This is a genomic window from Pseudoalteromonas sp. PA2MD11, from assembly GCF_017808125.1.
GTDB classification, from domain to species: Bacteria; Pseudomonadota; Gammaproteobacteria; order Enterobacterales; family Alteromonadaceae; genus Pseudoalteromonas; species Pseudoalteromonas simplex.
In genome coordinates this window covers 154,191-179,337 of sequence record NZ_JADKNF010000006.1, presented here as the reverse complement: position 1 = coordinate 179,337, position 25,147 = coordinate 154,191, and the positions used below count along the sequence as shown (strand labels likewise).

At 41.0% G+C, this 25,147-nt stretch carries 18 protein-coding genes; 2 read left to right on the top strand and 16 right to left on the bottom strand.

Going from position 1 to position 25,147, the window contains the following annotated elements; translation table 11 throughout:
- Positions 1-112: 112 nt before the first annotated feature.
- The 12 genes from ISP07_RS09490 to ISP07_RS09435 form a co-directional block, all read right to left on the bottom strand.
- On the bottom strand, positions 113-3,073 hold the full coding sequence (locus tag ISP07_RS09490) for a TonB-dependent receptor (RefSeq protein WP_209327476.1): 2,961 nt from the start codon (positions 3,071-3,073) through the stop codon (positions 113-115).
- Between the two features lie 765 nt (positions 3,074-3,838).
- Complete coding sequence (locus tag ISP07_RS09485) at positions 3,839-4,804, bottom strand: class 1 fructose-bisphosphatase (protein ID WP_209327475.1); 966 nt, start codon at positions 4,802-4,804, stop codon at positions 3,839-3,841.
- A complete protein-coding gene (fbaA, locus tag ISP07_RS09480; protein WP_209327474.1) occupies positions 4,792-5,883 on the bottom strand; it encodes a class II fructose-bisphosphate aldolase in 1,092 nt (363 codons plus the stop codon). The genes ISP07_RS09485 and fbaA overlap by 13 nt, the downstream gene beginning before the upstream one ends.
- Positions 5,884-5,894: 11 nt before the next feature.
- Entirely contained in the window at positions 5,895-6,515 is a 621-nt protein-coding gene (eda, locus tag ISP07_RS09475; RefSeq protein ID WP_138618290.1) for a bifunctional 4-hydroxy-2-oxoglutarate aldolase/2-dehydro-3-deoxy-phosphogluconate aldolase, read from the bottom strand.
- Positions 6,516-6,588: 73 nt separating this feature from the next.
- The gene (locus ISP07_RS09470; RefSeq protein WP_166338618.1) at positions 6,589-7,515 is read right to left on the bottom strand and encodes a sugar kinase; all 927 of its coding nucleotides are present in this window, start codon (positions 7,513-7,515) and stop codon (positions 6,589-6,591) included.
- A gap of 57 nt (positions 7,516-7,572) precedes the next feature.
- Complete coding sequence (locus tag ISP07_RS09465) at positions 7,573-8,868, bottom strand: MFS transporter (protein ID WP_138618286.1); 1,296 nt, start codon at positions 8,866-8,868, stop codon at positions 7,573-7,575.
- A 1-nt stretch (position 8,869) separates the two neighbouring features.
- Positions 8,870-9,217 (bottom strand): cupin domain-containing protein, encoded by a 348-nt coding sequence (locus ISP07_RS09460; RefSeq protein WP_209327473.1) that lies wholly within the window; start codon positions 9,215-9,217, stop codon positions 8,870-8,872.
- 11 nt (positions 9,218-9,228) lie between these two features.
- Positions 9,229-11,427, bottom strand: coding sequence for a heparinase II/III domain-containing protein (locus tag ISP07_RS09455; protein WP_209327472.1), 2,199 nt, complete (start codon positions 11,425-11,427; stop codon positions 9,229-9,231).
- Positions 11,428-11,436: 9 nt separating this feature from the next.
- The gene (locus ISP07_RS09450) at positions 11,437-13,689 is read right to left on the bottom strand and encodes a polysaccharide lyase 6 family protein (protein WP_209327471.1); all 2,253 of its coding nucleotides are present in this window, start codon (positions 13,687-13,689) and stop codon (positions 11,437-11,439) included.
- Positions 13,690-13,787: 98 nt separating this feature from the next.
- Positions 13,788-14,666, bottom strand: coding sequence for an NAD(P)-dependent oxidoreductase (locus tag ISP07_RS09445; RefSeq protein WP_138618280.1), 879 nt, complete (start codon positions 14,664-14,666; stop codon positions 13,788-13,790).
- Between the two features lie 593 nt (positions 14,667-15,259).
- Positions 15,260-17,440 (bottom strand): PHB depolymerase family esterase, encoded by a 2,181-nt coding sequence (locus ISP07_RS09440; RefSeq protein ID WP_209327470.1) that lies wholly within the window; start codon positions 17,438-17,440, stop codon positions 15,260-15,262.
- Between the two features lie 221 nt (positions 17,441-17,661).
- Complete coding sequence (locus ISP07_RS09435; protein ID WP_228290574.1) at positions 17,662-19,638, bottom strand: ligand-gated channel protein; 1,977 nt, start codon at positions 19,636-19,638, stop codon at positions 17,662-17,664.
- A gap of 118 nt (positions 19,639-19,756) precedes the next feature.
- Between ISP07_RS09435 and ISP07_RS09430 the strand changes: the two genes are divergently transcribed.
- The gene (locus ISP07_RS09430) at positions 19,757-20,665 is read left to right on the top strand and encodes a LysR family transcriptional regulator (RefSeq protein WP_209327468.1); all 909 of its coding nucleotides are present in this window, start codon (positions 19,757-19,759) and stop codon (positions 20,663-20,665) included.
- 58 nt (positions 20,666-20,723) lie between these two features.
- Here ISP07_RS09430 and ISP07_RS09425 read toward each other — a convergent pair whose 3' ends face one another.
- Positions 20,724-21,341, bottom strand: coding sequence for a LysE family translocator (locus ISP07_RS09425; protein WP_199529070.1), 618 nt, complete (start codon positions 21,339-21,341; stop codon positions 20,724-20,726).
- 91 nt (positions 21,342-21,432) lie between these two features.
- A complete protein-coding gene (locus ISP07_RS09420; protein ID WP_209327467.1) occupies positions 21,433-22,191 on the bottom strand; it encodes an SDR family NAD(P)-dependent oxidoreductase in 759 nt (252 codons plus the stop codon).
- Positions 22,192-22,301: 110 nt separating this feature from the next.
- On the opposite strand from ISP07_RS09420, the gene ISP07_RS09415 reads away from it, so the two are divergent.
- A complete protein-coding gene (locus ISP07_RS09415) occupies positions 22,302-23,207 on the top strand; it encodes a LysR family transcriptional regulator (protein WP_209327466.1) in 906 nt (301 codons plus the stop codon).
- A gap of 24 nt (positions 23,208-23,231) precedes the next feature.
- Here the strand turns inward: ISP07_RS09415 and ISP07_RS09410 are convergent, their stop codons facing one another.
- Positions 23,232-24,329, bottom strand: coding sequence for a serine hydrolase domain-containing protein (locus ISP07_RS09410; protein ID WP_228290573.1), 1,098 nt, complete (start codon positions 24,327-24,329; stop codon positions 23,232-23,234).
- A 108-nt stretch (positions 24,330-24,437) separates the two neighbouring features.
- Positions 24,438-25,037 (bottom strand): hypothetical protein, encoded by a 600-nt coding sequence (locus ISP07_RS09405; protein ID WP_209327464.1) that lies wholly within the window; start codon positions 25,035-25,037, stop codon positions 24,438-24,440.
- Positions 25,038-25,147: the final 110 nt, after the last annotated feature.

Sequence of the window (25,147 nt, the reverse complement as noted above, 5' to 3'; positions counted from 1 at the left end):
TGTGAAAAAGAGGCCCAGTCGGTACCCTGAACGAAAGCCCAAAAAAATGCCTGTCAGCTCTTAACTGACAGGCATTAAGCTACTCAGCTTGCTTTTTTTCTAAATAGAACTGTTAGAATTTATAACTTACCCCAAATGTAATACGACGGTCAGTTAAACCTTGATAACAAAGTAAAGCCCCTTCATTGACACATGACTGGCTAACTTCTGACTCAGTTAAATTCACCGCTTCAACAGCTAAATTAAGTTGTTCTGTCACATCATAGCTAACACTCGCATTTAATTGTCCACGATCTTCTTGAACAACCGGGAAACCCCATGGATAGCTTGATGTACTACCAAAGTCTTCTGAACGATAACCTTCACGCCACGTGTAGCGGGCACGAGCTGAAAACCCATATTTTTCATAATATAAAGTAAAATTATACGCGTTTTCAGAAAGGTCAATTAATGGCTGCTTAGCAGAAACGGTAATATCTTCAATACCCGTTGTTAATGCGAAAATGGCATTAGCTCTACTCGTAGCCGTATCTATAGCCTCTCCTCCAGAAGACTTTTGATAGGTATAGTTAGCCATGACGCCAAAGCCTGAAGCCCAACCTAAATCATTCTCAAACTCTGACAAGTCATATTGAAATGCCAGTTCTACACCTTGCTGAGTTCGCGTATCTGAATCATTAATCGTAGTTTGTGTTGGCACACAAAGCCCAACCCCTGGTTCCGGGCCAAATACATTAATATCGGCGATCGGATTAAAAGTACCACCTTCTTCACAAACAGGTCCTGTGGTATCACGGTAGCCTGTAGCTGGGTCTTCATAAGGGTCAACTTGTCGAGTTACATGTAAATCTTTTCGTTTTTTATGAAAGTAGCCAACACTCACTAATGCTGAAGGGGCAAAATACCACTCAGTAGAGATGTCAAACGAAGTTACTTCCTCTGGCTCAAGACCTGGGTTGCCAATTGACACCGCGCTGTTCGGACTTGTGCTATATGAAACTGAAGTCGATAGGTCATCGTAATCTGGACGACGAATATCCTTTGACCACCCTAAACGAACAATCACATCCTCAGAGACATTCGCGCTTAGGTTAAGACGCGGTAAAATAAAATCATAATCTGCTTCAGAAACAATTTGCGATACTACTTGGTTCCCTTCATCATCGACAGTGACAGAATTACCTACAGAGGTAATATCTGTCTGTAAATATCGAACACCGATATTACCTCTAAACATTTCATACTCAAAATTAGCTTGTGCATACAAAGCATGAGTAACTTCTTCAATATCAAAAAACGCACTTACTTGTGAAGTTGGCGAGCTGATTGGCGCGCGATCAGAACCGGTAATGGCATTATTAGCCGCAATTGCATCATTTAAAACGCTTAATACGTAGTCTGGATTTGAACCTGCTAATTCAGGGTTAATAAGTAAAAAATCTTTAATGTATAGCTTGCGACCATCTGCAGCATTAAAATTATCTGGGCCAGCAACTAAAAGTTCTGTGAATAGGTCACCCGATGGGCTGTCAGCCATTTTACGAAGACCAACATTGTTGCGAATTTGGTCTGAAGTACTTGTAGATTTGTTGTAACGATAACCAAAATCAACTGATGTAACGATACCGTCGAGGTAATAAACAAAATCAGTGCGAAATGCGTCTTCTTGATTTTCAGTTGTGTCACGACCTTGGTTTACATCGCGTAAGACGACATTTGCAGGGTCGAGTAACTGTGAGCTGGTTGGCGCATTCGCTTCACTTTGGGCAATACCAAAGGATAAAGCACCACCACTTAAGTCATACTCAAAGGGGGTTCCATTTTCATTAGAGTCATTTGTAGCAACATTCGGGTTAATAAAATTCAATGTTGTATTGAAACTTGGAGTCGTTGAATCTGAACGAGATGTAGATGCTTCAACGCTAACAAATAGATCATCTCCTTGCCACTGGCCGCCTAAACGGAAAATCTGACTATCAGTTTGACGTGAGTTTGTATCACTTGAGAATCGAAGATTTGGATCTGCTCCGCCATCTTCTACTGGAATAACGCCCTTTAGAGCAGCCTCAATACTACCAAGGTCTTGACCGTCTAAGGTGCCAAAATGAATCGTTTCAAATTCCGTTGGAACAGATACATTCCTAAGATCACTCACACCAGAAGCCTGAACACGAGAGCTTTCTTGACGGCGATCTTGATCATTTACAACAGCATCAAAGAAAAATTTTGTACTATCATTTGGCGCCCATTCGAGTGTACCTGCAAAGTTTACGGTTTCGGACTCGTAATTATCGTAATCTTGGATCAAGAACTGAATTGGTAGAAAGTCAAATGATTGAGCGCTTTGAGCTCCACTCTCTGCAGCTACAGAGTTATCTCTATCTGCACGAGGTCTAAAAGCCGTGACATCCTGCTCCGCATAACTTGCACTAAAAACAGCACCAAACTCACCACCAGAAGATAGTTCCCAATTATCGCCCCATGATGCTGAGACTCTAGGCTTCATACCATCGGTAGATAAACTACTATCTTCACCTTGAACACGAATTGCAGCAAGTGTTTCATTGAGTTGTAGAGGGCGAATTGTACGTAGATTAATTGTTCCACCTACCGAGCCTTCGATGGTCTTCGCCTCCGGCGACTTAATAACTTCAACAGCAGAAATCATTGAGGCAGACACATCTTCAAAGCTAATGCCCGTGCGACCTGAACCTGAGCCAACAGTAGATACACCATTTATCTCTGTTCTATTAGCATTAGTTCCCCTAATTTGAACACCTGTACCAACACCTGCTTGGCGAGTAATTTGAACACCAGTAACATTTTCTAGTACTTCAGCTAAGTTCTGATCTGGTAATTTACCTATGTCTACGGCTTGAATGACTTCAACTAAACTGTCCGCTGAGCGCTTTTCCGCTAGTGCGTTAGTAAGTGACTGTCTAATTCCTGAGACTTCAATCACTTCAAATTCTTCTTCCGTTTTTGTTTGACTTGGTTCTTGCTGCGCAAATGCAACATTGAGTGTACTTGCTGAGAGTATCGCTAACGTAATACTAGAGAGTGTGTGTTTCATAGTGTTTCCTGTGTATTCAAACGCATGATGTAAATGATTGTTGTTGTAAATTTGCTAACCGCCCCACAAAAGGTTAACCAAATAATTACACTCACCACAAAAAAGATCAACCTTTTGGTAATAACTTTATTTAAAAAATATTCAATAAAAATTATTACCAATATTTTTTACAACTAACAAAAACAAACAAGCAGATAAAAAACATAAACTTAAGTGGTTTAGGTGTACGTAAAAACACATATCAATAACAATTTACATGTGATCTCCGTGTAAAAACACCTAAAAATTGGTTAACCAATAAGTTGAAGCAAAAAAAAAGAGCGAATATACGCTCTTTTTATACCTATGCGGTCGTAAATAGTATTTTTAACGCAAGAAGCGACTAGTTTTATACCTCAAAATAACATGTCTTAGTGTAGGCTGGTATTATCCTTAAATAATAGGTTAATACTTAAATATCACTTCAGTAAATAAGTGAGGACCATATTTATTTACGACACCATGGTTGCCTTAGTTAATTGTGTCTCCATTCTCATCGGTAATAAAAGTATAAATACAAGTGCTACCTTCAAACTCAATGTTTGCATCAGCGTAAAAGTAGCCTAAGTTAATTCCACTTCAGTTATCCCAACGATAAATAATGAATGTTTCCAAAAAATACAAAGCGCTTTTATCATTTGGTGGTTTAGTCAGTTCGAATAGACTAACAAGCCCCTAATGCCAATCCGCGAATGACTCTTAACATAACCTACTCTCTAAATTAGTTTATTCAAAAACAGTTTGATTAAACACTTTGACTTGCTCGGGTGAACCAATAATAACAGGTACTCGTTGATGTAAATTAGATGGCATTATTGACATGATTCTCTGCCCTTGAGTAGTGGCTTGTCCCTGTGCATTTTCAATTAACATTGCCAATGGGTTTGCCTCATAAAGTAGTCGTATTTTACCATTCTCATTACCCACTCGGCGATCTGCTGGGTACATAAAAACGCCACCTCGCGTTAAAATCCGGTGTACATCTCCTACCATGGCTGCATTCCAACGCATAGCGCTTTTGTCAAACTGCTCATCTGCGTATAAAAGTTGATCAAAGTAATGCTGTACCGTAGCATGCCAATAGCGATAATTAGCCATGTTTACAGCAAACTCATTATGTGTATTTGCAACCTGCATCTGCTGTTTTGTTAGCAAAAAGCCTCCATGGGTTAAATCCAAGGTATAGCAGCGAGTTGGTCCGCCCGTACTCATAACCAATAACGTCGATGCTCCATATAAAACATAACCTGCGCATATCTGACTTTCACCAACCTGTAAGAATTGCTCATCGCTATCAAAGGGAACATCATCACGTTTGCGATAAATAGTAAAAATAGTGCCAATTTGGCCATTAACATCAATATTTGAAGAGCCATCAAGGGGGTCAAAAGCAACGATATATTGGCCTTTAGCGTTACCAGCTACGGCATGATCTTCTTCTTCAGATGCAATAGCCGCAACCGATGCTTCTTCAAGTAACATGTCTTTAAGTAATTGGTTTGCGATTACATCGAGCTTCTTTTGCACCTCACCTTGGATATTTTCATCCAAGGTGGAGCCAAGTACCCCTGCCAACTCTCCCTGACTCACGCGAAAAGCAATTTCTTTACATGCCGCTAAAATAGTTCTGATCAGCATGATCAGCTCAGTCTCGACAGCATCTTTTTTTAATACGGGGATCAATCGTTGCATGGTAAGTACCTATTGATACAATTTAAATCACTAAAACACTGCAATAACCGCGCTGTCATTGCTTGCTCGCCTTGGTACAACCAAACTCTTGGATCATAATACTTTTTGTTTGGTTTATCGTCGCCGTCTGGATTGCCAATTTGACCTTGCAGATAGGCACTATGTTGGCGGTAATAATTTAACACCCCATTCCAACATGCCCATTGTGTATCAGTATCGATATTCATCTTTACCACACCATAGCCTAGCGACTCAGTAATTTTTGCTGGTTCTGAACCGCTACCGCCATGAAAAACAAAGTTCAAACTGTTATGTGGCAAATTAAATTTCTTGGCTACAAACTGCTGAGATTGTTTTAAGATAAGCGGGGTCAATACTACATTACCCGGTTTATACACGCCGTGCACATTGCCAAACGAGGCGGCAATTATAAAATTAGGACTAATTTTACTGAGTCTTTCATAGGCATAAGCAACATCTTCTGGTTGGGTGTAAAGCGCTGAACTATCAAGGTGACTATTATCAACCCCATCTTCTTCGCCCCCAGTACAGCCCAGCTCGATTTCAAGTGTCATTCCTATTTTTGCCATACGAACTAAGTAACGTTCACATGTTTCGATATTTTCCTCTAAGGACTGTTCAGATAAATCAATCATATGAGAGCTAAACAAAGGTTTGCCCGTTTTTGCAAAGTAACGTTCTCCCTCATCTAGTAAGCCATCTATCCAAGGTAGTAATGATTTTGCGGCATGATCAGTGTGCAACATAACTGGCACACCATAATGCGCTGCAACACCATGCACATAGTGCGCGGCACTGACAGCACCTAAAATCGCAGCATGTTGCGGTTCCAAGCCACAGTCTTTACCACAGAAAAATTGTGCGCCCCCATTTGATAACTGAATAATAACCGGAGACTGCACCTTTTTTGCAGCTGCCAGTGTTGCATTGATTGATGATGTCCCCACCACATTCACTGCCGGTAAGGCATAGTGGTTCTCTCTAGCATCATCGTATAGTTTTGCAACATCCCTACCAACAACCACCCCTGCTTTAACTGCTGTATCTAACAACGACATTTCAGCCTCCGTTATGCTTTATTCGCTGCAATACATGCATCGGTAATCGCTTGCCAGTTTTGTTGCTCAACCCATTGTTGTTTAGCGACCCACGTGCCTCCTACTGCAATCACATTATCTAATGCTAAATATTCATCTTTATTATGCTCATTCACGCCACCTGTTGGGCAAAAGCGAACATCTTGGAACACACTCGACACAGCTTTTAAAAACGCCGGCCCTCCTGATAAAGAAGCTGGAAATAGCTTTTGCTCAGTAAAGCCGGCCTCTAATGCCAGTAAAATGTCTGCAGTATTAGACACACCGGGAACAACCGGTAAACCACAGTTTTTTAGCGCTTGAAGTAAGTTTGCTGACACAGCAGGTGTAACAATAAAATCTGCACCTGCTTTAATTGCTTGCTGTAGGATACCTTCGTTGATAACCGTCCCTGCACCAACCGTGAGTTGGGGCAATTGTTGTTTTATCGCTGAAATAGTCGCTAATGAAGCCTTCGTTCTAAGTACAACTTCAACCAGCCCTAGCCCTGCATCAGCCATTGCTTTGGCTATTTTTACCCCTTGTTCAGGTGTCTCAGCTTGAATAAGAGGCAGCAGTGTTTGCCCTGACATCAGTTCAGAAAAGCGGATCATGTTCGTTCTCTCTTTAAATTAATTGGTAAAGATCAAGTTGCTGCTAACGAGCAGTTAAAAGGTAGTTTTGAAATTAAGTACTCTGCATGGCCTTCACAAAGTGTTCTTTTGGTGTAATTGCTCCTGGCTGCTGGATCACCACAGCAGCGGCTTTTGCAGCAAGCTGTACAGCTTTATGTTCATCCATACCTGCCATTCTGGCACCTAGGTAAGCACCATTAAATGCATCGCCTGCTGATGTGGTGTCGACAACATGTGTAACTGGTGTAATTTGATGCTCAAACAATTGACCATTTATTTTTGTAAAGACAGAGCTTGGGCCATTTTTAACAACGACTTCTGAGATATTAAATTGCGCTAAATAGTCCATAACGGCTTGTGCGCTATGAAGCTCATAAAGTGTCGTTAAATCTTCAATACCTGGTAGACAAATATCAGCTAGTTCGAATGCAATAGTGTATTGCCCTTTAGTTTCTTGCTCACTCTGCCACAACCGGGCTCGATAATTGGGATCAAAAACGATTTTAACGCCCGCTTTTTTTATCCGCTGCACGATTTGCCAAAATAAATCTCGGCTTGCTGGTTCAATGACAGCCAATGAAATACCCGAGATAAACAGCATATCTGCACTGGCTAATTCTTCTTCAACACTTGGGTTAAAAAAATCCACCACTTTACGGGCTGCTGAGTCATGTCGCCAGTAGGTAAAACTGCGCTCCCCTTGCTCATCAGTTTCAATGTAGTAAATACCGGGTACTTTATTAGCATGTGTGAAGACAAGCTGTGTCGCTAGGCCTTCTTCGACAAATCGCTGCCGCATTTTAATACTGAGCGCATCCGTACCGATAGCACTTACAACCCCACATTCAAGTGAGCTAAAACAACGCTTTAAATACACCGCTGAATTATAAACATCGCCAGCAAATGATTGATTTAGCGTGCTATCTGAAATAGCTTTTAACTCAACCATGCATTCACCCAGAAAGAAGATTTTTTTCATTATTTTATCCTGTAATTAAAAAGGCTTTTTAGAGAATCTAAAAAGCCTTTATTTGGGTTACTTTTTACTGCTTAGTGGTTCAATTTTTGGGATCAATAGCCAAACAGCCAACATCGCAATAATCGCAAGCGATGCGCCAATCACAAATGCAGGTGTGTAATTACCGCCGGCAGTTAAGTAAGGCACCAATGACGTTAGACCTACAGCACCTAGTTTTGCAGCCATACCAGAAATACCCGATAAGGTGCCGACTGCTTTTTTCCCTAATAAGTCACTCGGTAGCGTTTGCACATTACCAATCGCTGTTTGAAAACCGAATAAAATCACAGCCATAATCAATACAGCTACTACGGGCGCGCCTGGGTTTGCCATGGCAATTAAGGCTGGCAACATAATTAAGCAGCCTAATGTAATGGTGAGCTTACGTGTTTTATCCGTGCTCCATCCGGCTTTTAAACGGTTTTGCGCAAGTAAACCACCAAACCATGCACCAAACATAGCGCCTACATAAGGCACCCAACCATAAATTCCAATTGACTTAACATCCATGCCATAGACTTCATTGAGGTAAATTGGGATCCAAAAAACAAACAACCACCAAATAGGGTCAATTGCTGCTGATGCAATGATAACGCCCCAGCTTTGTTTACGACTTAAAAGCTCAGTCGTGCTTGGGTTGTATTCTTCATCATTGGTGTTATCGGCTGTAGACTGACGTTGGCCGGTTAAGATGTATTGCTTTTCTTCTTCGCTGATCCATGGATGAGAGCCTGGTGGAGCTTTCACTAGAATAAGCCAAGGCACTAGCCATAAGAAGCCCATAACACCTACCACAACAAACACCATTTGCCAGCTAAAGTAGACAGTTAAATAAGCAATAAGAGGGATTGCAATAATGCCGCCAATTGCAGCACCAGAGTTAAAAATTCCTTGTGCTAAGGCACGCTCTTTAGTTGGAAACCATTCAGCATTGCCTTTTGCAGCTCCCGGCCAATTCCCAGCTTCTGCAACGCCTAAAATAGCGCGAAAAAGACTTAAGCTCATTACTCCTTGGGCAAATGCATGAGCCACGGTTGCTAGCGACCACACACCTATTGATAAAACAAAACCAAAGCGCGTACCAACCCAATCAAAAATTTTGCCAAAAATTGCTTGCCCAAATGCATAAGCAAATACAAAAACAATCGAAATATTGGCATAAATTTGCTTTCGCTCTAAAGCTGATTCATCAGGAAACAGTTCTTCAACAATATCAGGCCATAGCACACTTAGCGCTTGTCTATCGATATAATTGATAATAGTTGCCAGTGCTATTAGAGCAATTACCCACCAGCGTAAACCTTGAAGTTTCATATTATTCATCCTCTAAAAAGTCTTCACGAGCTGGGCTAAAGGTATCAATTAAAATACCGCCCGTTGGGCAAGTTGCACCGTGATCTGCAAAAGGAGGAATAAAACAGCTATCACCTGCTTTTAATACTTTGGTAACACCATCAATATTAAAATGAAATTCACCTTCAACAACATAAGTAACTTGTGAATGACGGTGAGCATGGTTATAGCCAATAGCACCTTGTGCAAACCAAATTTTAACGGCCATTAGTTCTTCGTTATAACCAAGCATTTGACGTTTTAGGCCATTCCCTAGGGCTTCAACTTCAGCGTCGCTTGCAAATGTAAAATGTTCACTTTGTTTAGTCATGGCAACTATTCCTAAATGTTGGTCATCAAATAAACGCCTAAGTGGCCGTCTAATGAATATGATTGATTTTTATATTTAAATGATCTTTTACTAGCGTCTTTGTTGTTATTAATGGCAATTAAATAAGGCTTATCTGCCACAGTTAACTCAATAAGCGTAAGCTCCCCCTGTTGTGTGTGTGACAAGGCAGATAATCGGCTTTGTGCAACGAGGGTATATTCTTTGCTCGGGTTATATTCACCATGAGGCTCTAGTATTGAAATAAATTGATGCCTATTTACACCTTTCACTCGGCGGATAAAACCATGTTCATTACGTAGATTGAAGTTAGGATCGTTTGCACCAACTTGCGTGAATAGAAACGACTCTTCGCCATTCACTAAGCTTGATAAAGTATAAAAGCGGCCATTTTCATTTAACCATGTGACCTTAGCTACCCCCTTTTCAGGACGAGCTTGCGCTCTTAACCAAAGATGTTGATAACCATTCTTTTTACCCAGCGCCGTCATCTGTTGACTCTGCGTATTTAAATCAAAATTACTATCGATAAATTGCCCTTTATAATGCAAAGGCAAATCTAGTTGGTGAGGTTGTGATGCGTTGACACTGTATAAATCAATAGCAATAGTACTACCTAGTTCTTTAAGTTCGACCAAAGCAAGCGTTCTCTCAAGCTCAACCTCTTCGTAAGCTGTATTTATTTGACCACTCGATACACTGCCGTATTCCGAGGTTTCAAAGAAATTTAGCGTTGGAGCATGTTTGTTTCCTTGCTTTACATCTGAATTAAAATGACTGATTTCGTCCACAACGACTGTATTGTGCGCTACGGTTTGTTTTGCATAGCTGTTATTTTCCGGTAAGTAACGACCCCCAAATTTGGCTTCAACATTTAAAAAACGCGCAGCACCATAATCAGAAACAATTTCTTGTCCCTTGTCGTAAAACTGCCAGGTTAACTTATCGAAGTGGCCATGCCCTAATCCCTGAGAAGCAGGTTTAAAGAGTAATGCCTGTTCGCCATTGGGTTTGCTGCGCATGATCACAAGCGCCCCTTCATCTCCTTGGCTGCCATCTCCAAATGCGACGGACCTGAACTGATAGGGTGTTGCTAATCCTTCATCTAACGCATTTGCAACTTCTAAACCATCTCCCGAAAGAATAATTTGCCCTTGTTGTTGAGCAATATCTAAGTAGCCTGTATCACCCGTTAAACCGTAAGCAACCGTCACACCATGCACAAGTTCAATGGTGTCGATCCCTTTGCTCTTAATTGCATCATTAATCGGAAAAAACAAACCGTTATAGCTTAGTTGAATTGTAGTATCTATGGCTTTTAGCAAAATGCTATCACGATAGTGTGCAATTTTTCGCTCAGGTTCGTTATGTGCAATAGCTTGGGCAAACGTAACAAAAGGGAGTAACGCAAAGCGCTGGTAATAGGGGCCTTCGTTATAATACCCCTGAGGTGAAAAAAGCATATCAAGTTGCTTTAAGAAGCCACCTTTACCAGATTTATCTAAATCATACAGCGCCTTTTCAACCCACTGTGGCTCACCTAACACGTAGCCTGCCATGCCAACTCCAGCTGTAGCCCAAGTGCCGTGATTATGTACTTTATTAAAAGTAGAAGGCTGTCCTTGTGATAAAAAGAGTGCCACAGGTCTTAATAGCTTATGCTCAATGTCATTAATGTCTTGATCTGTTAGTGTCTCAACGATCAAATCATAAGCTTGAATTGTGTATACCAACCACATAGCTTCATTTAAGCTTTGCCAAAATAATTTTCCTGGGTTTTGCGACTTAACTTTACGTTTGGGGTGCACATCTAACGTTGGATAGAGTGCGGCATATTCAAGTAACATATCGCGCACAAAATCGGCATATTTTTGCTCTTGGCTTAACTGGTAAATTATGCCAGCGCCATACATCAGCTGATAATTCTTTTTATGACGCTCATGGCTATAACCACCGCCACCATCTTTAGGTAACGGCACAACAATCCCAAAAGCAAGTTGCTGATCTACTTGTTGCTTTAGCTCAAGATACCGATCATTAAAGCGACCCGATTGGTTAAGCGCACTGCGCATCTTCTCAACATCAGATTGGGTGATTACTAAATTTGGGTGCGTCGCAAAAGCACTGCATGTGGTAATAGCCAGAGCAGTTACCGCTATTTTTAAGCCTGTGTAAAAATTAAATATTTTCATGCTTGCTCCCTACTTCTGAATCACTTGGTTATTTTTTAAAATAGCCGTATGCGAGCCTGCAATATTTAGCTCTTTAATGTGTGGTTTTGCTGTATTAGTGAACGTGTTTGAGATAATACGCGTTTGCGGTTCACCAACTGTATGTTCAACGACAATCGGCGCAGAATTGGTAAACGCGTTCTCGGCGATTTCGGTAACTTGCACACCATGTAAGTAAACACTGGCATTAGTTTTATTTCGCTTACCTAAACCCACTGAGTTCAGTGTATTATTCTTTAACAAAAAGTGAGGACCAAACGTACTTTCATCAGTGCCGCCACGATAAAGCTTAACTAGCGCACCACTAACATTATCAAAATGATTATTTGTTAAGGTGACATACTCTGCGTTATACACACCTAAGTTTTCAATCTCGCTGTCCAAGCGCAAGATATCACCAGTAACCTGACTAAACTGGTTATTAATTAAAGTGATTTCATCCGCTAGTGCACCTTTACCCGTTTTAAAAAAATCAAAGGTATGATTAATATCTAAATTAATTAATTGGCAACGCTCCATAATCAAACGGTAGTTTTCAACCATGCCCCATTTTTTAGTACGAATAACCGAATTACCCGCTGAGTCTGGGCTGTTTTTACCAGATATAACTAACCCTTCTAATTTTAAACTGCCGCCATCATGAATTTCGAACAAACTCGAGCGCTCAAAGGTCAAATTCACAGCGCCATCTTGAGCCGCCTTAAAAGAAAGGGTTTTATCAATCACGACCAGTTTTGCGAGGTCATAGTCTCCTGCTGATAGTTCAAGTACATCACCAGAGTGCGCTTGTTCAATTTTAAGCAGGAGATCCTTCTCAGAATTTTCCACTCGATGGGTTTTTCCCGAATCAAAAGCCACAACTGCAGGGCTTTTAGGGTACCAGCTCACTCCTGTGTCTGCTTTTTTCAGTACAGTTAAATCGGCCTTAACACCCGCAAGAACTGACTCTGAAACAGGGTAAAGTAAACCCGCTTTATTACGCATTAACTTAACTTGCTGTTGATTTACTCCCTTGCTAAGCGATGGTAATACGGCTGTATTGGCAATGTTGTTACTAAACTTAATGCCACTAATATCATCAAAAGCTGTGAACGGTTGCTGCGAGTCGTTAATGATCAGGTTATTGTTCATCACACTATTAATTGGTACAGCACTGCGTTCAGCATCACTGCCAGCAGCAAGCTGAATATGTTCAACATTTATAAAGGTATTGTTTTCAATTTGCGCATTTTCAACTTGGTGATAGCGGTTAATGGGTGAATTAGGCACACCATTCATCACCGTAAAGCCACTGCCAAAACGAAATCCCGTTAATCCCTCGAGATAATTATTACGAATAATGTGATCTTTGTTGATAACGCGAATGCCGCCAGTATGCTCTACACCATTACCGAAAAAAATATTTTCTTCGATGATATTTCCATTCCCATGACGCAGTGTAAGTGTGCCGCGAGCTTCATAAAAAACGTTATTTCGAATATGGTTCTTACCTGATTTAATCGAAATGATTTCGACCTCACCATTGGTTTGTTCAAAATAGTTGTTCTCAACTAATGTGTGCGAATCGGACAACGAGTAATGGCTCGTCCCAATACGTAACGTTTCTCCACCGTTAGAGCCAAATACAGGACGATAGCCAAAATAGTTATGGTCAATTTGATGGTAATTCTGCTGACTTTGTTCAGAGTTCAACCGAACCGCAACTGTTACTCCTTTATTTCGTTTACCTTCCAAGTGGTTGTGATCAAAACGGTTATGCTGACCATAAAGCGCTACCCAATAATCAGATTCGCGCTTATCTGGGTTGTTATAATTATCGATCACCATTTCAGAGACACGCGAATTAAATGCGAGTTCTTTACCATTACGAAACTCAATAACCGCGGATGTCGGGGTATAACCATTTTTAAATACAAGGCCGCTGGCATGCAAATACTGCCCTGCTAAACGAAGGTTTGACTGCCCAGATAAAATAACCTTACCTTTAGTTTGCGGCTTTAATCTAATCGGTAATTGTTTAGAGCCTTGACCAGATAAAACAATTTCGAAGTCATGCCACACCCCATTTTGTAAAATTACGGTATCACCTGCTTGTAACGTGTTGGCTATTTTTGCGTAAGCTTGTTTGTTGTCTATTAAGTAGTCTTTGGCTGCAATCGTTGTCGAAAAACAACCAAGAATAACTAGGCTAAGCTTTATTATATTTAGTTTAATCAATCGCATAGTTAACTCATTTTTACTGATATTTCGACGAAAAACGCCATCAGCTTTATTATGTGTGTTCAGACGCTTCACGATGTGAAGCGCTTTGGCAAATGGCTTTACTTAACTAAGCTTTTGAAATAATCAAAAATCTCAGGCACATTGCCTTGACCCATTCCCGCATCAAATGCCGCTTGTAAATTCGCCGATGAGCCTTCAGCAATTTTTGACACAGTGCCAAGATCCTCTACCATCTGTAAAAAGTAACCTAAGTCCTTATTTGCATTTGCAATTGAAAACCCAAGATCACTCACTCCATCCACCGCATAGTTTTTACAAAAATGCATAAAAGGTGAATTTGATGGTCCCGTAGACATAATGTCGAAAAGTTGTTGGCGATTTACGCCGGCACGATCAGCAACAGCAAATGCTTGAGACATCGCACATACCGTTGTCATACCCATAAAGTTATTAATTAACTTTGTTGTATGACCTGCGCCAAGCTCCCCTAAATGGAACACATTTTCACCTTGATCATCTAATACAGGCTTCACTTTATTAAACGTCTCTAAGTCACCTGCAGCCATAATATTCAATAAGCCATCTTTTGCATGCGCTGGAGTACGCCCTAAAGGTGCATCAATCATACCTACGCCTTTTGCAGCAAGGTCTTTACCAATTTTCTTAGTTGAGGCAGGAATTGATGTACCAAAATCGATTAAAACAGATCCTTCTTTTAATCCATCCAATAAACCTTCATCTGAATAAACTACTTTTTCCACGATATCTGATGTTGTTAAGCAAAGCATAACAATGTCTGAAGCAGCGGCTAACTCTTTACCTGTCGATACTGTTTGAGCACCTCGCTCTACACATTTTGTAACGGCTTCTTTATTAAGATCCATCACAATCAACTGATAGCCTTTGTTTTGTAGATTCTCGACCATATTGCCACCCATTAGGCCAAGGCCGATAAAACCGATCGTTGGTTTTGACATGTAGAACTCCTAAATAAATTGACACTTTTGAATGAAGTTAACCATTTCGAAAAGTGCGCCTAGTTAAATTTTTTAAATCTCACAGCACTACATCTTAATAGCAGCACTTACACAAACTGGCACAACAAGGTTACCAATAACAACATAAGTTATTACCAATAAATTGCATTGTCAACCAATTGGCGTTACAAAAAAAGAAAAGAATATTGACCAATATTCAAAAAAGTCTGTCGCGATAAAAATAAAAGCTATCAAGTAAAATTATTTACTAACTTAATTAGTTAATTTTATTAGATTATTTGATTATTTACGGGAATTGATAAGTTTGAGAAAATTTTGAGATGAGGGTGCAACTTAAAAACATAAAATTGGTAAGAACACTAAAATCATCTTTATGACCAATCATGCCAACCAGCTTAAATTAGTAAACAAATTTGAAGCATTTAAATATTGTTGAAAACAGCAAAAAGCGTCGTGACTAGTTGTTTCAACAATTCCACTGGTAACCCTGTAATCATTTTTAACGTAGGCGGTAATGGTTTAAATATAAGAGTAACTAAAACTATGTCGCCCGTATGGGCGACACACATTTATTAATTAGGGCAATTACCTAATTCATAATACCCTGCACTAGTTTGCGCTAAGGTACTGGTATAAAAAGTGTTATAAAGACCAAGGTTATCACCTGAACCCACTGCATAGGCGTAAGAGCCATTCGTAGTTGCGCGATTTGCTTGCACATGTGCATAGTTGCTTGAGGTGGTTTCAGTGCATTGGTAATCACCATTCGGGGTTGAGTCACACGCATCACCCACACCATCTGCATCACTATCCAGTTGATCACTATTGGCCACCAGCGGGCAGTTATCTAGGCTATCACTGACACCATCGCTGTCAGAGTCACTCGTTTCACCATCAGGAGTGCTGTCACACACATTACCAATCCCGTCATTATCGTTATCAGCTTGATCAGCATTCGCTACATTCGGGCAATTATCTGCGCCGTCGAGCACACCGTCGTTGTCTGCGTCATTAGTCGGTTCGGTGGTGGTTTTGCATGCCTGTAATGGCCCTGCACAACTTGAATCATCATCAGCGATCCACTGACATTGATTGGTACCCGCTGAATACTCGCGCATAGTAAAGGCAGCGGTTCCAAACGCTAAATAACAGGCAGAGTAACCTTCGCCCCAGCTAATATGGCCTTCGTTGATATGAAGATTGTAATCGCCTGTCACGCCAGCATCGATGACAAAACTAATGCTATCTGTTGATGTCAGCGCAGTATCATCTGTTGCGGTGATCACTACGGTATTATTGCCACCAGCCAAATTGCATTGTTCAGCAAAGTACTCAAGCCCATTCACCGTAGCCGTCACATCACCATTGCTAAAACTGACCACTACGGTACTTAAGTTTTGATTATCATCAATCACCGTTCCCGTCACTGTAGCGCACTGCCCGTTTACACTTGCCGCAGTATCACTCAGTAGCGGTGCTGTAGCTGCAGGCTCTGGCCCGACACGTACCGTAAGATTAGCTTCATCCCCCTGTTTCGCTTCGTTATCTATGGCACTGACACGCACTTCATAAAGTCCATCGCTGAGTACGCTTGTCACCCCGCTAAAGGTATTATTCGCATCGACTTGTACGTTCAGTGATTCAATTAAGCTTGCCGCGCCACCGGCTAGGCTATACACGTTAATATCAACATTGGTTACACTGCCTTCTGGGTCGACTGCACTGCCTGTAATGGTGAGCTGATTATTACTGTCTGTGGCAGTTAAATTACTAATTTCAGGGCCTGCATTACGATCAACTCGTTTATTATTAGCCGCAAAGTACTCACCGAGATAGGTTGCAAAATTAATACTGTTTGCTGCGACATAATCGCCAGACGCACCTTGTCCGCCCGACCACGAATGATCCAAATTATTAAACCACAGCATAGCAACCCGATTGTCTTGCCAAAGTGACTGCTCAGCAGTGCGTGTTGCATCATCACTTATGGTCGTCGTGCCTGAAAGTTGATTAACCTCATAAAGGGCAGCAAAGCCATCTGCGTTTTGCTGGTTGTAACAGGTATTGACTGTGGTATCGGCAGTACCATGACCAATCACCGCTATTTGTGTGGCAAAATGATCTTTATAACTGCCAGCATAGCTTTCACAGCGGGATACAAAGGTGTTTTCAGACACTGTTTCACAGGTCGAAATTGCCCCACTTGAACTTGTGCCGATGGTCGGCCCGGCGCTGGGAGCAACCCCGGCAAATACATCTGGCGCTACACAAGCCGTTTGTGCAGCCATTGCAGCCCCAGATGATAAGCCTGCAATATACACTTGTTTAGGGTCAATATTACGCGCCACGTCAGAACTTAATGCATTGGCTAAATTAATTAAATTTTTATAATCACCAGAGCTGCGATTGATTGCTCCTTGCCAATATGACCAGCAGCTATAGCCTGCTTTATTCATAGCATCAGGAACGGCTATTACCATGCCATGGGCTTCGGCTGCATCTTCAAGATTCGCAGTTAAGTAGTTATTAATGGGTTGTACGCAGCCATGCAGTACCAGCATCAAAGAATGGCCATTGCCTATGCTTGATTGCGTATCCGGAGTGTAAATATGAACATTATTAAAACCGCCAATGCTGACATTTTGCTGCCAACTCCCTGCAAAGCTTGGCTGTGAGAAAATAGCAGCACAGAGCACTGCGAGCGGAGTAAACGACGCTGATTTTCGTTTACATAATTGTGTTACTTTTTGCATATATCGCCTTTATAGTCGTTATCTTTGTTGTCTGTCAGTTGATGACTAACCCAATGTAGTAGAACTATTCAAAAAGCGAACTATAACTATAGTGCTATACAACCATTAAAAAAAAACCCAAAGGTAGCACCACTGGATTTATTGTTATTTTCAAAACTAAAGTTAATTTTATTAACAAAGCCAACGTAACTCGTTGGCTTTGCTTTTGCTAAGGAGTCGGCTTAAAAATTAAACCCAACTGATAGCCAATAACGGCGACCATCTTCAACATATCCGTATTCAGCTTCGGTGATTTCTTTGTCAAACAGGTTATAAACACCAAACCCTAACTTAATGCTGCGGCTTAAATCATAGTTACCACCGATATCAGCCAAGGTGTAATCTGGCGCAATTAAGCTGTCTTGTGACGGACCTGTTGTCGGCTGACTTTCTTCACCACGGTAATGTACACGCAACCAGGTGCCTAGTTTATCAACCGGGCGCCAATTAACTGAAGTTTGTAAAATATGCTTTGGTAATTGGTTAAGTGGGCTGCCTTTGTATTCACCGGTTTTTTGCTCAGAATCGGTGTAGGTGTAGTTGGCACTAACATCAAGCTCACTGGTAATGTCGTAAGATACTGATAACTCAAAGCCTTGCGTTACGGCTTCATCCACATTGACATAGGTCGTTGGCATCGAACCAAACTGATTTGGTCCATCTGTACACTGGGTAAGTGGGCACGAAATACGGGTAATTTTATCTTCAAACTCGTTGTAAAATACGGTGCTTGAAAGCGATAAATCACGGCTAGCATCATAGTAAATACCCATTTCGTAGTTTACTGATTTTTCAGGGCTTAAATCTGGGTTACCGTAAATATTACCACCTCGGCTCACTTGCCCCCACGCTGCGGTAGATTGACGAATATTCGGCGCTCTAAAACCTGTAGAGATACCGCCTTTTACCGTCAACGACTTAGTTGCTGTATACACACCATATAAACGCGGGCTGAAATGGCCTGAAAAATTGCCATCATGATCATAACGAAGACCTGTAGTGAGTTTAAACTGCTTGGTTGCTGCCCACTCATCTTCGGCAAATACTGACCACTGCTCGTTCTCAACATGGGTTAAGTCACTAATGCGGTTACTGGTGTAATCGTCCAGCTCTTCCTTTAAATATGACGCCCCAAATGCAGCATTATGATTGGTAAAAGGTAAAGTCCAGCTGGTTTGCGCATCGGTATTTTCGACATACATTTCGCGAGAGGTATTATCGAATTTATCGTACTTTAGGTAACTGCGTGATGAGCCAAAATCATAAAAACCATTATGGCTTAGTGAATAGCTCTCTTGGTCATACTCTGTGGTTGATGACTCAGGACAGCCATTTCGACCACAGCTTTCGCCTTCAGCTAAAGGAGCAACCGTTTTGCCTAATGTTTCGTCGAGTTTTTGTTTTGCAGAGCCTACTTCAAGCATGATTTCGTGGTTATCAGAAGGCGTTAAGATGAACTTAGCTTTGATATTACTTTGCTCTTTGCCACGAAAACCTGCTTCAAAATCGTCTTCGTCACGCTTTGAGAATTGACCAGATAACTGCATACCTAATAACTCAGGAATTAAGCCACCCGCTGTGAAAAAGCTACCTTGATTGATATTGCCCGATTCACTTGATTCTTGAATGATGCTATCTAGGCGCAATTCGCCATACCATTTTTCTGGTGTTTTACGGGTAATAATATTGATAACCCCACCGATTGCATCTGAGCCATATAATGACGACATAGGGCCACGGATAACCTCGATGCGTTCAATCGCTGAGATAGGCGGAGTCCATGCTCCTTCAACACCAGGGCCATCACTATTTGGGCGGGTTTCACGAGAGGTTTGACGCTGGCCATCAATTAAAATCAAAGTATATTGACTTGCCATACCACGAAGACTGATATCTTTTCTGTCGCCACCACCTGTGACAACCACACCAGGAACATCTGTCATTGCATCGGTTAGATCACGATAAAAACGCTTTTCGAGTTGCTCACGATCAATAACACTGATGCTGGCTGGTGCCTCTTTAAGGATCTGCTCATAACCTGAAGCAGAAACTACAATCACTTCCATGTCTTGCTTTTTATCATCTGCATTTGCAGAATAAGACAAACTAGCCAGTATAGCTGCCGTTAATGGTAAAATGTTCGTAACAACCCTCGTCATAATAATACTCCGTGACATTTTGTTTATTAATGATAATAATTAGCGTTTGCATACTAATGAGAAGTCCCGATTTTCACAATTTACGATTTCTTAAAACTGAATTAAGAAGGCCTGAACTATGAATTCCAAGCTGATAAAAACACTACGCGTTTTTTCTCGTACTGTAGAGACAGGCAATATGAGCGGTGCAGCTGCAGAGTTATCGATGACCACATCGGCTGTGAGTCAACACATTAAGCAATTAGAACAAGAAATCGGATTAAGCCTATTTAACCGCAGCCCACGCGAACTTACCTTAACCGAAGCCGGCCATCTGTATTATCAAAGCTGTTTAAAAATGCTGGCACTTGCTGATCAAGCCAGTACGCAATTACAACATTTGCAAAATAAGCCCAGTGGCGAGCTTAAATTAGTGGCGCCAGTGGGTTTTGGTGGAGGATTATTAAGCGAGCCGTTGGAGCGCTTAATTAACGAATTTGATGATTTACGTATTCAGTTAATTTTGACTGACGAGCCAATTGATATGATTAAATGCGGCGCTGACTTAGCAATCGCTATTGGCCCATTAACAGATTCCAACCTAGTAGCAAGGCAATTAGCAACGTGGCCACTAAAGTTATGCGCCCATAAAGATCATCCAATTAGTCAAATAAAACAGGCTCGCTGGCAAGATCTCAACCAGTTTGCCAGAATTGGACACAGTAATGCTGACAGCAACGCATTTAACCCTTCTACATTAGAAAGCAAGCCACTGCCAAAGGCTAAAATTACAGTGAACAACATGCAAAGTTTAATCAAACTTGTGATTGATGGTGTTGGCTATGGCGTGTTACCCGAACCAGAAGTTAGGCATTTACTAAAATCGAAAGAACTGGTTGAAATAGCACCTGAATGGGCAATGCCAAACTATACTGTTTATGCTGTAACACCAGCCCGAGACAGTTTAGCGGCAAAAACAAGGACTGCCATTGATACTTTAAAACTATGCTTTAACCATGTGTCTAAGCAAGTTGAATTAGTTAATTAAGACTCATAAAGGATAATAGCCATTTGCAATATGCAGATGGGTATTATCCAACTTAGCGTTAACCTAGCGCCAGCCAAACGCCTACACCCATCATAAGCGCGCCAGCAATACGGTTTAACCACTTCACATTATCGCCTTTATCTAAAAACAGCCTTAAGCTTTTACCGCCTGTTGCGTAAATCAACATACAGATAAATTCGCTCAGCATAATAATGCTCACTAATACCGCAAGCTGAGGAGCAACCGCTAAATCAACATTAATAAACGGAGGGAGTAAAGAAATCATAAATGCCCACCCTTTTGGGTTTGCAATGGCAGTGATATAACCCTGCGAAAATAATTGCCCACGACCAATTTGTTGCTGTGTAGCATCGTTAGGTTTAAAGCTGGTTTTAGCGCGCCACATATTAACACCTAAGTATATTAAGTACGCGCCACCTAGGTATTTTAAAAAGACAAATAAGTCAGGGTAATTAAGCATAATACTAGCAACCCCAATCACCGCAGCAATGGCTACCGTGGCAACCCCTAACACCTCACCGACCATCATCCACAGCGTACGTCTAACGCCTACACTCATGCCTAACGTCATGGCGAGCGTCATACACATACCAGGTGTAATAGAAACAAAGAAAAAGGTCGGAATAAAAACCGCGAGTACTGCTAAATCGAGCATAAATGCAATCACATGTTTATTGCTTAAAAAGAGAAAGCGATTAAATCACATTCACTTAAATAAGCAAACAAACACGCGATTGCTAACAGGCTTATAAAAACATACCGCCCGATGCTTCTATTCGTTGCCCGGTTACCCAACGGTTTTCATCACCGAGTAATTGCGCAATCATAGGACCAATATCATCAGCTTGGCCAACGCGTCCCATGGCTGTAAATGAACTCACTAATTGCGCAACATGCTCATTATCACGGACAGCACCGCCACCAAAATCAGTGGCAATTGCGCCAGGCGCGACGACATTCACGGCAATATTGCGACCAGCAAGTTCCTTTGCCATGTATTTGGTTAATACTTCAACGGCTCCTTTCATGGTGGCGTAGGCCGCTTTTCCTGGTAATGCAAAGCGCGTCAGCCCTGAAGATAAGTTAATAATACGCCCGCCATCATTGATCATCTCATGCAGTGTTTGCGTTAAGAAAAACACCCCTTTTACATGTACATTCATCAAATTATCAAACATAGCTTCGCTGGTATCAGCAAATGCACTATCACTGCCATGGCCTGCGTTATTAATTAAATAATCAAATCGAGATGTTTGCCATTGTGTTGCCAAGGTACTCTCAAGTGTTTGTTTAAATTCAGCAAAACCTAAAGTATCGCTCACATCAAGTTGAATGGCGACGGCTTTTGCCCCTAGCGCTGCAACTTCTTCTACAACGTGCTGCGCTTCATCTTTATGGATTCTGTAAGTAAATACGCAATCAATGTTCTTACGTGCCAAACTTAAAACCGTATTTTTACCTAAACCGCGATTACCACCTGTGATCACTGCAATTTTGTTGCTCATCGTGCTTACCCTTTTGCTTTGAAGTAATTGTGAGCAACCAGTATATTTACACTGCAAAACCAGATAAACCATGTAAAATTGAATTAACTGTTCGTAAATAACAAACAATCATGAATGAACTTAATGCCATGAAAACCTTTGTTCAGGTTGCAGAGCTAAAAAGCTTTTCGGCTGCAGCACTTGCACTGAGCATGCCTAAATCATCTGTCTCGCAGTTGGTCAAACAACTCGAAGATACGTTAGGTGCTCGGCTTCTAAACCGCACAACAAGGCGAGTCACGCTGACCAACGAAGGCACAGTTTTTTATCAGCGCTGCAAAGATATGCTTGCTGATATAGACGAACTACAAACCCTATTTCATAAAAAAGACGAAGCGTTATCAGGGCGTCTTAGAGTAGATATGCCACAGCCAATTAGTCGGCGCTTAGTGCTACCGAATCTAGACAGCTTTTTATCTGCACACCCGCAATTAGAGATTGAACTGAGTAGTTCTGACAGGCGAGTTAACCTAATTGAAGAAGGTTTTGATTGTGTAGTGCGAGTCGGTAATTTAGAGGACTCATCGCTGATTGCGAAAAAAATTGGCCACTGCCCTATGATTAACTGTGTAAGCCCAGGTTATATTAAAAACTATGGCAACATCACAAAACTTAGCGATTTAGCCGAGCATTACATTGTTCGCTATAGCCAAACACTCGGCCAACTTGACCCCGGCTTTGAATACCAAGATACGCAAGGCGATTGGCAAACCCTGACCATGAAATCACAGCTTACAGTCAACAATACTGATGCTTATAAAGCAGCGTGTTTAGCTGGGCTTGGCCTTATTCAAGTGCCTCGTCATGGAGTTCTTGACGAGCTTAGTCGTGGTGAACTTATCCAAGTTTTACCTGACTATAATTTGCCGCCCATGCCTATGAATATCGTCTACCCAAATCGACGCCATTTACCAAGGCGTACCCGAGTGTTTATTGATTGGTTAAGCGAGCAATTAAAACCGATTACCCATAGCTAAGATGCTTGCTATGTGCGCTTCAGTTTAACTACCTTTAATTACAGACAGCAGGAGTTGATCAATTTCATTATTCACTCCACCAACGCTACTATTGTTTAATATTACATAACCAATATTTTTATCTGTCACAGAGCGAGTTAAGGATGTCCAGCCTCTATTAAACCCTGCAAAACCTAGACTCTTATTCTCAGAGTCTACGACATAACTCATACTCCATCGCCCTCCTGTGTGAGGCTGAGCTTGAATCATATTTGCAATAAGCTGATTTGATAAAATATTTGAACCAATGTAATTACCTTGCTCATTTTTTAGCACTGCCTGATTAAATTTAGCTAAATCATCTGCCGTTGTTATAAAGCCAGCTGCAGCTGTTTCTGTAAAGTACACCATAGCTGTTTTGTTGCCATTCTCATCGTAAGGACTAGCCAGCTTTGCTGGAGAAATACGGTTGATATCAAACGAAGAATTTGTCATTCCGAGGGGTAAAAGAACGTTTTCAGTCATATAATTACTGAAAGATTGATTAGTCAGGTCTTCAATTAACAGCTGAACTATCGTGTAACCACCACCTGAGTATGACCATTTAGTGTCAGGTTCATGAATAATTTTAACGGCTCCATCACCCGTGTTATTGCCTTCTAATGACTCTACAAGAGTAGGTAATGGATCTTCAGCACTCCATCCATTGTAGCCACTTAATGAAAGCCCTGCAGTATGAGAGAGAATATTACGTAAAGTTACTTTGTTAGCATTAAACTGAGAATTCGGTATTTTCCAGCTTTTTAAATAGTCATTAATTGGTTTATCAAGTTCAACTTTACCTTGTTCAACTAGTTTCATTGCGCCCCAAGCTGTAATCACTTTAGAAATGGAGCCAACATTGAATAAAGTTTTGTGTGTGATTGGGGTTCTATTTTCAGCGTCAGCATAGCCATAAGAATATGAACCAAGCACCTCATTCCCTTGAACAATCGATATAGCAATACCACGCGCTTGGCTTTTTTCAAGAATTAACGGGATCTCCTTATCTAGCACTTTAGAAAATTTTAAACTTTTGGTTTGTTTTGCATGTAATGAGCAAGACGATATTAAAAATAATATTAGAATTATAAACTTATTCATGAGCATCCTTGTTTTATAACGACCGCATCAAAGGCCTAATTTAATTGACTAAAATAGCATTCAAAGCAGAAACCAAGCACTTAGGACCTTCCCTTAAGCTATTGCCTGCTAAACTTTTAGAGCTGATAGTAACTTCTCAGCTTCATCAAATAGCTTAACGCGTTCATCCATTTCTGAAACATGCTTTAAGCGCGTGTAGATTTCAATATAACGTGTTCTTGCTTTTACAAAAGCCTCTGAATGATAGCAGCTGTAAATCCACTCCAGCTCTTGCTCTGATATGCTTTCGAGAACTCTGTATGGTACTTCCTCACAATACTCTAACAGTGAGAAGTTTGTTAGATGGCGCATATCAATAGGCTCTACTTTTTCATCAAGTAGCCATGGCAATAAATATACATTCGAAAACATAGTTTCAGCTAATTCGTAAGACGCCTTATTAATATCACCAATACGAAAAGTTAGTATCGAACGACACAACATTTGCACTGGCTCTCCCATATCATCAGGAAAGTGTGAATCATGCCACTGTATGTGTTGCTCAGCTTTTTTCATATCATTGAGTACGAGCAACAAAGGAAATATTAAATATCGCTTACCATAACCATCTGAGATACACCCATAATCTCTAATCTCTCGGTTAAAAGCAGATTTATAGCTAGATATCTTTGCTCGAATTTTCTTGTCGGTATCTGGAATTATAAACATGAACAACATTTCCTCTTATTTGCTAACCGCTTATCTACGAATAAGAATATGCAAGTAGGCAATACAAAAATCCCCGCTTAATGGGCGGGGATTCCTAATTTAACCATTTA